The organism is Agarivorans sp. B2Z047 (assembly GCF_023373605.1).
GTDB lineage: Bacteria > Pseudomonadota > Gammaproteobacteria > Enterobacterales > Celerinatantimonadaceae > Agarivorans > Agarivorans albus.
In genome coordinates, this window is the sequence record NZ_CP088080.1 from 603,702 (window position 1) to 616,240 (window position 12,539).

Genomic DNA, 12,539 nt, shown 5'->3' on the forward strand with positions numbered 1-12,539 from the left:
TAATTACAGCTTCTTTAGTAGGTGTGGAATAGTAGCGCCATCGTTAAGCGTTGTGGTGTTGGTCACTACCGAGGAATAAGCATGTTTAAATATATAGTTAGTGGGCTGTTGGGTTTGAGTATTAGTTTTAGCGGAATGGCTAATGCCAATAGTTATGCATTAAATCAGGTGTACGCTGAGTTAGTTGATGGGCAGGGTGAGATTGCTTTTCCAGCTGATTTTCAGCGTAACCTGGTTCATTTAGGCACAACGGCGGTAATGAGTGAATCCATGCGTGTGCAAAATTTGAATGGTATTTATACCCAAGCCGCGGCTGTCGAAGCATATAACAGTAGCGGAAAATGGCCCGACGGCACCTTATTTGTGAAAGACGTGAAGTTAGTCAGTAGTGAGCGTTTAACCACTGGTTTGGTATATCACCAGCAAGCTAACGATGTATTTTTTGTCATGATAAAAGATACTCAAGGCCGCTTTGCTAATAACCCTCATTGGGGGGAAGGTTGGGGATGGGCGATGTTTGACGCGACACCAACGGTAAACGTGAGCGAAAGTCGAGCTCAATGCCAAGCCTGTCATGCTCCACGTCGTGATAATGATTGGCTGTATACCGATCAATATCCTGCTTTACTAAAATAGCAGGTTTATCGGTTGTTTTGGACTTGTTCAGCAAGCTCTTGTGGAGCAGTGGTTACTCTATTTCGTCCTTGGCTTTTAGCTTCATATAAGGCTAAATCTGCTCGATGCACTAAGTGGTTGGTGGCTTCGTCACAGAGGTATTGAGCCACGCCAAAACTGGCAGTGATTTGCTTATCAGGCAAAAACAATTTGGTTGCGATAGCGGCGCGTAGTTTTTCTGCCAATTTGTATGCGCCTTCAAGATCGGTAAGTGGGCAGATAACCAAAAACTCCTCGCCTCCCCAGCGGCCAACTTCATCTATTTGCCGAACCGTTTCTTTTAGGCTCACCGCAACATCTACCAACACCTTGTCGCCAGCTTGGTGGCCATAAACATCATTGATTTGTTTGAAGTGGTCTATATCGATGATGATGATGGCAAATTCTTCATCTGCTCGCTTATAGCGTTGAGCTTGTTGCTCTAACAGTTGATCGAGTTTTCTTCTGTTGTGGGTCTCGGTAAGGCTATCGGTGCTGCTTAAGGCTTCCATGGCTTTGTGCAAAGTAATGTCGTGAGAGATTTGAGTGAAGGCGTAAATCTCACCGCGGCTATCTTTTCTTGGTGTTATCACGGTATCTATCCAAAGGGTTTTTCCTGAACTGGTTTGGTTTTTTAGCTCTCCTTGCCAAGGTTTGCCAGCTAATATGGTGTCCCAAAGGTCTCGATGTACTTTGGTTGAAGTACTAGGGTGGCGAATGGCGGCGTGAGTTTTGCCAATCATCGATTTTCTATCTACTTCAAAGGCTTTGGCTGCGGCGCTACTAAACTCGGTGATAACTCCTTTAGAGTTTGTGGTACTAGACATAATGTGTTGGTCTAACAGTTTGCGGCTAGCACGCAGCGCATGCAGAGTGTCAACCAGCTTGGTTTGCAAATTAGTCGGGTAGATGGAGACCAGCCAAGCCAAAGGTAAAGCTATCACCAATATAATCAACGTACTGGTTAACACCGCATAACGGCTGTTTTTATAGAGTTCTTCAAGCGCATGTTGTTTTGGTTGTTTAAGCACCCACAACCCCTGTTGGTTGTTAAAGCTGTCTTCTAAGTCCATACGATAGTTGTGTTTGGCTGCCATCAAGGCAGGGCTTAGTTCGCCAATTAGCTCTGGGTATACTTCGCTTAATGCTCCACGCTCGGGAAAATAAGCGCTCCAAGATTTGCTAGGGTCGGGGTGACTTAAAAGCTCACCTTGAGCGTCGATTAGGCTAACCAAAAAAACCGACGAATATTTTAAGGCATCGATGAGTGGGCCGGCGTCAATATTCAAGATGATGATGCCGCGAAACATCTGGTTTACGTAAACCGGTGTGGCTACACGCATAGTTGGTTGAAGAGGGCGCTGTAGCTCACCATTTTCAAAATTTAAGTCTACATGAGAGTGCCAAATCTCGCCTTGCTGCAGCGCCTTAGTTTCTTGAAAGTAGTAGCGCTGAGATTTGTCTTGTAATTGATCATCTAGCACCAGTTGAAAGTCGCGACTTTGCGGGGAATGGTTAACTCTTACTTGCTCATGACCAAGCTGGTCGATATAACGCAGCTGCAATAGCTCTGGCCGCGCCTTGGCTAAGGCTATGAATAGCTGGCGCAGTTTAAGGCGGGGAAGCGTGGTTGCTTGGTTAGCCGTTAAAACTGCATCCAAGGCATCGCTAGAGCTAATAGCGATAAGGGTATTTTCAAAGCTAGAGATAATGTCTTCAATGGCTTCTCTGGTATGTAAATCTTCCAGTTGCTCGCGCTCATCCAGCAGTGATGAGATGGCTAGTTTTTGGTAATGCCAGCCAACCAACGATGAGAAAAATGTTATTAACAAACTAAAGAGAACAAACACCAAAGCAATGCGTAGATGAATTGTTTTCCGTTTGGATAATAATCGCACTAATGGTGTCTCGCTATTAAATAGCCTTACTTTAGGTATAACCAATAAACCCATAATTTCTATGTGTCATACAGAATTTGTGACAGTGATTACTGAGTTAGGGTCAACTAGGTTTTAGTAACAAAACGCGCACTTATAAAGGCTAGGTAATCGCCGTGCAATCAAATAGAACTTGCCTTTGCTGCAGCGGAAAAAAGTGGCTAAATCACTAGGCTTTTTTGCCGTAAAAACTAGCCTGCTATTGTTTTGAGCTTAGGTGAGCTAAATATGATTATTGTTTGCCTTTCTTGGTTTTTGGCTTGGGTATAATCGGCAAAAAAACGAGACTCTTAACACCATGAAAAACTTAATCTTATCGCTTTTTTGTAGCTTTGTTCTTGCAGGTTGTGCCTCTGAGCCGATTACCGTATTGCGCACCTCTCACGGGGAAGTGATTAGTGAACAAACGGTTTCTAAAACTAAATCTAGCGGTTTAGCGACAGTTGGTGGTGCAGCCATTGGAGGTTTGTTAGGCAACCAAGTTGGCGGCGGGCGCGGTAAAACTGTGGCCACTGTTGCTGGCGCGGTAGCTGGGGGCGCTGCTGGGCACCAAGTATCAAAAACCGAAGAGTTGCATTATCAATATGTTGTTCATATGGACGATGGTGAAAAATTCATTTTGGAAACCAAAACTAAACGCCAGCCAATTGGCGCGAAAGTAGTGGTGGAGAATTTGTCGAACGGGCGAGAGCGGATTAATGTACTGCCGTAACATTTCTTTTTGCTCGTCAAAGAAAAATGACAGCGCCGCAGGCGAAAGCTCTGCTTTTAGATTGCAAATCTGATTACATATAAAGGCGCGTTGGTCGTGCTGGTTTCGCCTTGACGGCGACGTCATTTTCTTTGAACAGCCAAAGAAAACGAAGCAAAAGAAAGGCTGCCTTGCATCTTTTTAATTCCTGCGTTGCGTGTCAAACAAGGTGCCTGAGGTTAGCCAAGTTTTCGCCTTGACGGCGACATCATTTTCTTTGAACAGCCAAAGAAAACGAAGCAAAAGAAAGGCTGCCCCGCATCTTCTTAATTCCTGCGTTGCTCATCAATCAGCGCGCCTGCGCAACTCGCTTCGCTCAAACAATGCTCGGCTTTATCGCTGATTGACTGCGCTACTCGGCGAAGATGATGGGGATTGATCCGCGTTGTTATTTTCTAAGGCCCTTTTGTTTTGGGTGCCTGTGGAGTGTTTGTTTAATCGTTGGATTTCTAGAGTAGAAAACAGCTTTGAATGTTCCTTTACGGTGAGTTTAAAGTTTAACTCCGAGCTGTTTTTTAGTTCCTTCATTATCGCTGAGTAGCGCAAGTGGCTAAGTGATTAAGTCGAAACCTGTTTGAGCGAAGCGAGTTTTTCGACGCACTTAGCCGCGAGCAACGCAAGGAGAAGATAATGCAGGGCGAGTTTTCTTTTTGCTTCGTTTTTCTTTGCTCGTCAAAGAAAAATGACGTCGCCGCAGGCGAAAGCTTTTTATCAAAGATTATTCGATGAGTTAAAAATTTTTGATGTAACTGCGTTTTACGTCAGTAGCTTTGATAGAGTGAGTTCTTACAATCAATTCTCAATGGCGCGCTCTAAATGACTAAGTGTGTAACTGATCAGATTTTGGACTCTATAATAGATCCTAGCTTTCCTTCGATGGTTCTTTTAAGTGGTGAATGGGGATGTGGTAAAACTTATTTGGCCAAAAATACTTTACGGCCAAAGTTAGAGTCAGTTGAAGCATACAAGTCTACTAATTGCCTTTCTTTGTATGGTGTAACCAGTCTTGATGATTTTAGAGACAAACTAATATCGCTGAGGCATCTAAGTGGGCAGGATAAAGGAAGAAATCTATCAATATTTAAGAACTTAGCAGGTAATGGAGCTAAGTGGGGTGGTGATAATGGGGCGAGTCTTGCGATTGGTAATGCGTTAACAAAACCATTTAGACACAAGCTTCTATCAAAAATGAGTAATTGCGCTTTCATTATAGATGACTTGGAGCGTTGTTCTTCAGAACAACTGATATCTGAGGTATTGGGTGAGTGTTTAAATCTAGTAGAGAATAATGCTAACTTAGCGATAATTGTTATTGCTAATGAAAAGCAAATCGAAAACAAAAGCTTATTGGAGAAAACATTTAACGATAAGTTTTATCTTACCTCTTCAGCTCAGAGTATCACTTCGTTCCTTGAGTCAAAATACTCCTCTTTTCTAGACCCCTCGTCTATAGAACAAGCTGTCCTTACTATTCAGTCGCTAGAAATGTCCAATTTACGAGTAATTCAACGAGCGATGCAGAGGTATGTTCCGATTAAGGAAAGGTTTAAAAAAATAACAGAACTCGATGAGCCCGCAGCTTCAAATCAAACTTTGGATTCGGTGTTGCGTATATGTCACGCTCATTATGAACTAGGTTGCAATATTGAACAAATATTTGAATCATCAAATGCAAGTAACATAGATTCAGAGCCTTGGAAGGATAGGCCAGAGGAAGGAGAATTATTGAGAAAAACTGTTAGAAATACCAAATTCACAACGTATCTCGTTTCATATTGCTTAAACAAAATTTCGATCCCTGATGACTTAGTTGATGGTTTTGCGTTACCAGTAACAACAAGTCCCGTCGATTATATTTCTTCAATGAGTATTCATCATTTTAGCGAGAAAGATTTCTATCATGCTATTGATGAGACTAAACAGTTTCTTTTTGGAGGCAATAAGAAGCCTTTTTCAAAGTGGTTTAGGGTTCTCGACTCATATTTTTACTTGGTTCAACACCAGTTTATTGATGAAAATTTTGAAGAAGAGTATGAGCAAGCTAAAGAGGCTATTGAAACTTTGGGTTTTTTCAAACACGAGGACGTAGTTTCAGATCGCAACTACTCCCCGATGCGTGGTTTTGACATTAAGCAAACTCAAACGCTTTATGACAACATTAAGCCTCATTACGAGCGTGAATCAGCTATCAGCTCGATGGATGATTTGGAGAAAAGGTTTTTAATAGCATGGAGTGAATCTAGCAAAGATATCTATGGAAGTTATGAACATCGGCCATTCTTGCACCAGTTTGACTTAGAGAAGGTAGTGAACTCAATTGCTAAGAAATGGCCACTGGAAGATATTGGAGTGTTTGGACAATTTCTTCGTTCAAGGTATCAAGCACTGAATTCTAATGAGTTTGTCGGTGAAGAGTTTCTCTTTGTTCGAGATCTTGACGCTAAGCTTCAGAGTGCCTTGAGTAACATGAAACCTTCACGAAGAAGAGGGATGGTTAGCGAGTTGACCGGGTATTTGAGAGTCGCAATGCAGTATATTGACCGCACCCAAAAAGATAACTAATTTTGATGTCGCTGACGTAAAAAAGCCCCAAGTATTACTGCTCAGGGCTTTTAAATTTCAACGCTTAGCCAGTCATCACTGGCCAAACATCAGAAGATTAACCACCTACGGCGATTTTCTTCATGTCAGTCATGTAGCCGCGTAGTTTCTTACCTACAACTTCTACAGGGTGATTACGTAGTGCTTCGTTTACTTCGATTAGGCGAGCGTTATCAACGCCGTTGCTTTGCTCTTCAAAACCTTTACCGATGTACTCTAGGCTGATGTTGTTCACGGTGTCGCGCAATAGTGGCACAGCAGCGTGAGAGAATAGGTAACAACCGTATTCTGCAGTATCAGAGATTACTACGTTCATTTCGTATAAACGCTTACGTGCAATGGTGTTAGCAATTAGTGGAGTCTCGTGTAGTGACTCGTAGTAAGCACTTTCTTCGATGATGCCTGCAGCAACCATCGTTTCGAATGCTAGTTCAACACCGGCTTTAACTAGGGCAACTAAGATGATGCCTTTGTCGAAAAATTCTTGTTCAGTGATTTCTACGTCTGATACTGGTGCGTTTTCAAAACCGCTTTCGCCAGTTTCTTCACGCCACTTAAGCAAGTTAACGTCGTCGTTGGCCCAGTCTTTCATCATGGTTGATGAGAACTCACCTTCAATGATGTCGTCCATGTGCTTTTCAAACAATGGGCGCATTAGGTCTTTAAGTTCGTCGGCTAGGTCGAAACATTTGATTTTAGCTGGGTTAGATAGGCGATCTACCATGTTGGTAATGCCACCGTGCTTAAGTGCTTCGGTTACTGTTTCCCAACCAAACTGGATAAGTTTAGCGGCGTAACCTGGCTCAATGCCTTCGGCAACCATTTTGTCGTAACCCAAGATAGCGCCAGTTTGTAGCACACCACAAAGGATGGTTTGCTCACCCATAAGGTCAGATTTAACTTCAGCTACGAAAGAAGACTCTAGAACACCAGCGCGGTCACCACCGGTTGCAGAAGCGTAAGCTTTAGCAATCGCAAGGCCGTTACCTTGTGGGTCGTTTTCTGGGTGAACAGCGATTAGGGTTGGAACACCAAAACCACGTTTGTATTCTTCACGTACTTCAGTACCTGGACACTTAGGTGCAACCATTACTACGGTAATGTCTTCACGTACTTGCATGCCTTCTTCAACAATGTTGAAGCCGTGTGAGTAAGCTAGGGTAGAACCTTGCTTCATAAGTGGCATTACAGTTTCAACAACGTTGCTGTGCTGCTTGTCTGGAGTAAGGTTAAGAACCATATCCGCTTGTGGGATAAGCTCTTCGTAAGTACCTACTTTAAAACCGTTGTCGGTAGCTTGAACAAAAGAAGCACGCTTCTCTTTAATTGCAGCATCGCGTAAAGCGTAAGAAATGTTTAGGCCAGAATCACGCATGTTTAGACCTTGGTTTAGGCCTTGAGCGCCACAACCAACAACTACGATGTTCCAGTCTTTAATAAAGTTACAACCATCAGCAAATTCGCTGCGATCCATAAAACGACATTTACCTAATTGCTCTAGCTTTTGGCGTAGGCTTAGGGTGTTGAAATAATTAGCCATGTTCGACTCCGTAAAAATAGCGTTAATCAAATGATGATGGTGTTGTTGTGTTTACGAGATCCCGATGCACTTCTTTTATGAGCGCGTTTCTTTATACCTGTCTCGTGATGGGCTCAATATAAACCGAAAGGTGCATTGCGTAAAATGATGATTTTGGGATATTGTATTGCAGAAAGTGAAATAGTGATTTTGTGAGTTAGTTAAGGAGTATGCCGTGGATGTTCGAAGCGTAGAGCTGTTTTTGCATTTAAGCCACAGCTTGCACTTTGCTAAAACTAGCCAGTCTATGCATGTGAGTGCGTCAACTTTAAGCCGAGTGATCCAGCGGCTTGAGGATGAGTTAGGCAGTGCCTTGTTTACTCGTGATAAACGTAGTGTGCATCTCACGCAAGCGGGGCAGCGTTTTCGTAGCTTTGCCGAAAATTGGTTAGAGCAATGGCGTATGTTGCAAATGGATTTATCTTTGCAATCTAGCGAGTTGGCTGGTGAACTCACCTTATATTGTTCGGTTACTGCCAGTTATAGCCACTTGCCAGATATTCTAGATAAGTACCGCTTATCTTGCCCAAATGCCGACATTAAGTTGGCCACGGGTGATGTTGCTATGGCGGTAGATAAGGTGGCCAATGGCGAGGTCGATATTGCTATTGCAGCGCGACCCGAGCAGCTACCCTTAAACATGGCTTTTGCCAGTATTAGTAAAATTCCTTTATCGATTATTGGCCCTACCGTGTCGTGCAATGTGCGTAAGTTGTTAGAACGCAACCCTATTGCTTGGGATCAAGTCCCCTTTATTTTGCCGGAGCATGGCCCAGCGCGAGCGCGTATCGATCATTGGTTTAAGGCAATGCGGATTACGCCTAATGTGTATGCCAAGGTTGCTGGTCATGAAGCGATTGTGAGTATGGTGGCTTTAGGCAGTGGAGTGGGTATTGCGCCAGAGGTAGTGGTAGATAACAGCCCAGTTCGCGAGCGTATTCAAAGTATTGCAGTAGGGGTGGAGCTTGAACCTTTTGATTTGGGGATCTGTATGTTATCAAGAAGGTTGCACGAACCGCTGATGCAGCGATTTTGGCAAATAGCCGCACGAAATTAAGGTAGTAGCGATGACTCCCGCAGTACAACAACTTAAAAAAGCTAAGCAAGATTTTCAGTTGCTGGAATACAAGAGTGACCCGCAGCAAGCCAATTTTGGCCAAGCCAGCGCCGAAAAGTTGGGCTTAGCCGAAGAGCTGGTATTTAAAACCTTAGTGGCCTGTGACGACAGCAACCCCAAAAATATGGTGGTGGCGATAGTTCCGGTAAGCGGCCAACTTGATTTAAAGGCGCTGGCGAAAGCAGCTAGCATTAAGAAGATGCGCATGGCAGAAGTGCCAATAGCCGAGCGAACCACGGGCTACGTTAAAGGAGGCATTAGCCCCTTTGGTCAAAAAAAGCGATTGCCTACGTTTATTGATAGTAGTGCCGAGCAATTTGCTGAAGTAGTGGTAAGTGCAGGTAAACGAGGGTTGTCTTTGCAACTTAAAGCCAGTGTGTTGCAAACCGTGTTGGGAGCGCAGTTTGCTAAACTTAGCCAATAACAGACGATATGACTATTTAAGGGTTTGGATGCGACTACTGTGTTGCTTACTGCTGTTAGTGAATTGGAATGTGTTGGCCACAGATCTTGCACCTGCCAAGTTTTCGACCAGCTTGGTAAAGCCTTGGGGCTACAAAAGCACTGACTTACACGAACAGGGCTTGTTAGTTCAGTTTACGCGTGCGCTTGCCAGCGAAGCTGAGCTTCCCTTTAATAATGTTATGCGGCCCTATCCAAGAGTGATTAAAGAAATTAAATCTGGCACCGCCGACTTCGCGGTAATGTTTGCTAGCCCTAAGGCTGAACAAATTGCCGTGGATTTAGGTCAAGTGGTTACAGTGAAAGTGGTTGCTATTGCCAATGCCGGAGAGCAGCCAATAAATAACATTAAACAGCTAAATGGCAAAAGGGTGGGGGTGATTCGCGGCGCCGCTTATGGCCCTGATATTGACGACAACCCCAATATTGAACGAGTTAGCTTTAATGATACTGCGCAAGGTATTCAGATGTTATTACTGGAGCGTATAGACGTAATGGTAGCCACCAATTACTCGATCAATCATTCTTTGCAAGAGCTCTACATCGAGCCAGAACGTATTACTCCGGTGTATCACCTTGCTACTCGTTACGGCAATTTGTACTGGTCGCGGGCGTCTAATCAAATGGAGCAAGCTAAGCGTTTGCAAACAGCACTTAGTCGCCTGCGAGAGCAAGGCGTACTCGATGATATATTTGCTATAGATGCAGTGCTGGCTAAACAGAACTAATAGTCAGCTTGTTAGCTTGAGCCAATAAAACAGCTTCTATACAATGAGGCCAAATAAAGGAGATAACCATGATTAACCCGGCCAAAATTGAAGAGATTGCTAAGCAAGTTAGCGATATGGTGCCGCCAGGATTGAAAAATGCTGGCGATGAGTTTGAGCGTAAAGTAAAACAAGTGATTCAAGCAAAGTTGAGTCAACTTGATGTGGTTAATCGCGAAGACTTTGATGTGCAGACTCAGGTGTTATTACGTACTCGTGAAAAACTAACTGCATTGGAGCAAAAGGTCGCGGAAATGGAAGAAAAACTTAACGCTAAAGATTAAATAGCGATTTTTAAGTCTTTGATAAAGCAGAATTATTAGTTCTGTTTTTTTGTTTCTTGATTTTGTTTTGGGCTTATGAAAATTCTTTCACACTATGAAAGTTGCGAAATATACCCTCTAGAATACTGTGATTTTTAGTAAATGCGTTGTGAATTTATATGCTTACTTTATTCAAGGTTTTTGATGATTAAATATCAAACATGTTAATGAAATCGCTTACATGAGTGAATTAAAGCTTTTTAAAAACAGCATGTTATGTTTTCAGTAATGGCTTTGCAATTTGATTCATTATTTTTAGTTATTTGTTGATGTAATCATCGATATTGAATTTTATGTCGTGTTAGCGCTTACATTGTGATCATTATCGTTTTTTTGGCTGCTGGCCAACCCTAGGATAATTTCCATAGGCAACAAGGAACACGGACCTACTGCCTTATCAAATTCACAGGGAGATGAGCATGAGCAAAAACGCAATTTTTAAAATCACGATGTTAGCTGGCGCAGTAGCATTAGCCGGTTGTACCGATTCAATTGAAGATCCAGTAGAGCCACCAGAGCCGGGTACTGAACTTGTAATTATCGAAGATGGTAATCCTGCAGAGGGCTTGAGCGTTATTATTGGCTCAAACACCGATAGTTATGCTCGTACAGTGTTAACACGAGGCACAGCAAATACTGACATGGCTGCTATTAAGGCCGCACCTACCACTAACCCTGCTGATAGCTCATATGCTTGGGACATTGATACTGTAGCTGCAGCTGACCCTGCTGGTAGTGAAGTATATTTTGTTGTGGGTAGTGATGCTGCCGAGATGGATTTGACCGAATATGCAGCAGGCCTATTAACATTTGATTTATCTGTAATTGTAGCGGGTGACCCAAGTTCTACTGGCCACCAACTTATTATGCAAAGTCAGCTTGGCGATGGTAGCACTGGTTACTTAAACCGTACTGTGAAATATTTTAACCAGTCAGAACTTGCTGCAATTGAATCTGCTGGCTTTACGACAATCGCAGTGCCAATGAGTTGTTTTGCAGCAACCGACACCTTTGATTTAACTAAAGTAGACGACTTGTTCCGATTTGATATTCGTAACAATGACGCAGTTACTTACGAAATCGGTAAAGTTGCTTTGAACGCCGACGCTACTGTGCCTGAAGGCGCTGTAACGTGGGGTTGTGAATAAGCACTGCTAGATTGAGCGCGCACAGTAGCATTACCGTGCGCGTTTTTATGGATATATGGCTCATAAGGAATATGAAAATGAAAGGTTTTTATGTTTTTTTCACTGTCCTTGCTAGTTGTTTTTTAGTGGCGTGTGCCAATACAGAAAACTCCGGGAGCGGCAGCGAAGATGATCAATTCGCAATTCCAATGATGGTCACCTATACCCTTAACAATGGTAAAGGCTGGGACAAAGTAAGTGCCGGTTTGCAAGGTTGGGGAGATGGTGTTGCTGATTTCAGTTTAGCGAATGAACAAGCCAATATTAGAGTTAAAAAGAAAGCGAGTAATCCTTGGCATATTCAAATAAAGCGTCCCGTGGCTTTATTAGAAGATATGAAATATGAGTTAAGTGTTGAGGCTTCTGCCAGTGAGCCAAGCAATATGGTGATTGCTGTTCAACAAAATTACGGTGAGTACATTACTTATTTCTATCGTACGGAATTGGTTGGCACCGATAGCAAACTGTATACCTACGAATTCACCATGCCCAATGACGAGAGGAAGGGAACTTTTTCTATTATGTTTGGCGAGGCTGACCGTGGGGTGAGCTACAGCCTAAGTAATATCAAACTGAATTCCACCTACTAGTCATTTTTATTAGACAGCTTTTTACAGTACAGGAATAAATCATGACATTACTTAAATCCTTAGCATTAGCAGCCGGTTTGTTTACCGTTGCAACAGGTGTAACAGCAGCAAGCTTAGATATTAGCTTGGATAGTGGAAATCGATGGGACCAGGTTAATGCTGGTGACGACGGATGGGGTGATGGCGCTGGTGCCTTTAGTTTTAATGGTGAAACCGCTACGGTAACCGTTAATGATAAAGCCAGTAACCCTTGGCATATTCAACTTAAGCGCCCAAGAGTGAAATTAGAGAAAGGCCAAACTTATAATATTACTGCTGAAGTAAGCGCTACTGAGAAAAGTCCATTAACTATTATTGTGCAAAAAGACTCCGGCGATTATGCAACTTATTACGCAGAAGATTTATCAGTAAGCCCGAATGCTCAAACATTTGATTTAACTTTTAAAGCGCCTAAAAGTGATTCCAAAGCGGCCTTTGCATTTTTTGTAGGTGGCGGAAAACCTGGTGTAACTTATAGCTTTAAAAATATTCGCCTAAAGAGTGCGAATTAGTTTTTAACAAAACTGCGGGC

General features: G+C 42.9%; 12 protein-coding genes. 10 read left to right on the top strand and 2 right to left on the bottom strand.

Annotated features, from left to right (window positions below):
- Positions 1-81: 81 nt before the first annotated feature.
- Positions 82-636, top strand: a complete 555-nt coding sequence (locus tag LQZ07_RS02810) for a cytochrome P460 family protein (RefSeq protein ID WP_152783170.1) — start codon at positions 82-84, stop codon at positions 634-636.
- 5 nt (positions 637-641) lie between these two features.
- On the opposite strand, the gene LQZ07_RS02815 is transcribed toward LQZ07_RS02810, so the two are convergent.
- Entirely contained in the window at positions 642-2,552 is a 1,911-nt protein-coding gene (locus LQZ07_RS02815; RefSeq protein WP_194164147.1) for a diguanylate cyclase, read from the bottom strand.
- 337 nt (positions 2,553-2,889) lie between these two features.
- On the opposite strand from LQZ07_RS02815, the gene LQZ07_RS02820 reads away from it, so the two are divergent.
- Both LQZ07_RS02820 and LQZ07_RS02825 read left to right on the top strand, forming a co-directional pair.
- Complete coding sequence (locus LQZ07_RS02820; protein WP_152783175.1) at positions 2,890-3,303, top strand: glycine zipper 2TM domain-containing protein; 414 nt, start codon at positions 2,890-2,892, stop codon at positions 3,301-3,303.
- A gap of 855 nt (positions 3,304-4,158) precedes the next feature.
- Positions 4,159-5,904: a P-loop NTPase fold protein gene (locus LQZ07_RS02825; protein WP_152783177.1), complete on the top strand. Its 1,746-nt coding sequence runs from the start codon at positions 4,159-4,161 to the stop codon at positions 5,902-5,904.
- 97 nt (positions 5,905-6,001) lie between these two features.
- On the opposite strand, the gene ilvC is transcribed toward LQZ07_RS02825, so the two are convergent.
- A complete protein-coding gene (gene ilvC, locus LQZ07_RS02830; RefSeq protein WP_016401927.1) occupies positions 6,002-7,483 on the bottom strand; it encodes a ketol-acid reductoisomerase in 1,482 nt (493 codons plus the stop codon).
- A gap of 214 nt (positions 7,484-7,697) precedes the next feature.
- Here ilvC and ilvY point away from each other — a divergent pair, with 214 nt between their 5' ends.
- From ilvY to LQZ07_RS02865, 7 genes are all read left to right on the top strand, one after another.
- Complete coding sequence (gene ilvY / locus LQZ07_RS02835; RefSeq protein ID WP_016401926.1) at positions 7,698-8,579, top strand: HTH-type transcriptional activator IlvY; 882 nt, start codon at positions 7,698-7,700, stop codon at positions 8,577-8,579.
- 10 nt (positions 8,580-8,589) lie between these two features.
- Positions 8,590-9,063, top strand: a complete 474-nt coding sequence (gene ybaK / locus LQZ07_RS02840; RefSeq protein ID WP_016401925.1) for a Cys-tRNA(Pro) deacylase — start codon at positions 8,590-8,592, stop codon at positions 9,061-9,063.
- Between the two features lie 28 nt (positions 9,064-9,091).
- Positions 9,092-9,829, top strand: coding sequence for an ABC transporter substrate-binding protein (locus LQZ07_RS02845; protein WP_152783179.1), 738 nt, complete (start codon positions 9,092-9,094; stop codon positions 9,827-9,829).
- 68 nt (positions 9,830-9,897) lie between these two features.
- The gene (locus LQZ07_RS02850; protein WP_016401923.1) at positions 9,898-10,152 is read left to right on the top strand and encodes an accessory factor UbiK family protein; all 255 of its coding nucleotides are present in this window, start codon (positions 9,898-9,900) and stop codon (positions 10,150-10,152) included.
- Between the two features lie 458 nt (positions 10,153-10,610).
- Positions 10,611-11,339, top strand: coding sequence for a hypothetical protein (locus LQZ07_RS02855; RefSeq protein ID WP_152783181.1), 729 nt, complete (start codon positions 10,611-10,613; stop codon positions 11,337-11,339).
- Positions 11,340-11,416: 77 nt separating this feature from the next.
- Positions 11,417-11,968, top strand: a complete 552-nt coding sequence (locus LQZ07_RS02860; protein WP_152783183.1) for a carbohydrate binding domain-containing protein — start codon at positions 11,417-11,419, stop codon at positions 11,966-11,968.
- A gap of 41 nt (positions 11,969-12,009) precedes the next feature.
- Positions 12,010-12,519 (top strand): carbohydrate binding domain-containing protein, encoded by a 510-nt coding sequence (locus LQZ07_RS02865; RefSeq protein ID WP_152783185.1) that lies wholly within the window; start codon positions 12,010-12,012, stop codon positions 12,517-12,519.
- The last annotated feature ends 20 nt before the right edge of the window (positions 12,520-12,539 follow it).

Coding starts and splice junctions, on each gene's coding strand:
- LQZ07_RS02810 (WP_152783170.1), top strand. CDS start 82: ATGTTTAAATATATAGTTAGTGGGCTGTTGGGTTTGAGTATTAGTTTT.
- LQZ07_RS02820 (WP_152783175.1), top strand. CDS start 2,890: ATGAAAAACTTAATCTTATCGCTTTTTTGTAGCTTTGTTCTTGCAGGT.
- LQZ07_RS02825 (WP_152783177.1), top strand. CDS start 4,159: ATGACTAAGTGTGTAACTGATCAGATTTTGGACTCTATAATAGATCCT.
- ilvC (WP_016401927.1), bottom strand. CDS start 7,483: ATGGCTAATTATTTCAACACCCTAAGCCTACGCCAAAAGCTAGAGCAA.
- ybaK (WP_016401925.1), top strand. CDS start 8,590: ATGACTCCCGCAGTACAACAACTTAAAAAAGCTAAGCAAGATTTTCAG.
- LQZ07_RS02845 (WP_152783179.1), top strand. CDS start 9,092: ATGCGACTACTGTGTTGCTTACTGCTGTTAGTGAATTGGAATGTGTTG.
- LQZ07_RS02850 (WP_016401923.1), top strand. CDS start 9,898: ATGATTAACCCGGCCAAAATTGAAGAGATTGCTAAGCAAGTTAGCGAT.
- LQZ07_RS02855 (WP_152783181.1), top strand. CDS start 10,611: ATGAGCAAAAACGCAATTTTTAAAATCACGATGTTAGCTGGCGCAGTA.
- LQZ07_RS02860 (WP_152783183.1), top strand. CDS start 11,417: ATGAAAGGTTTTTATGTTTTTTTCACTGTCCTTGCTAGTTGTTTTTTA.
- LQZ07_RS02865 (WP_152783185.1), top strand. CDS start 12,010: ATGACATTACTTAAATCCTTAGCATTAGCAGCCGGTTTGTTTACCGTT.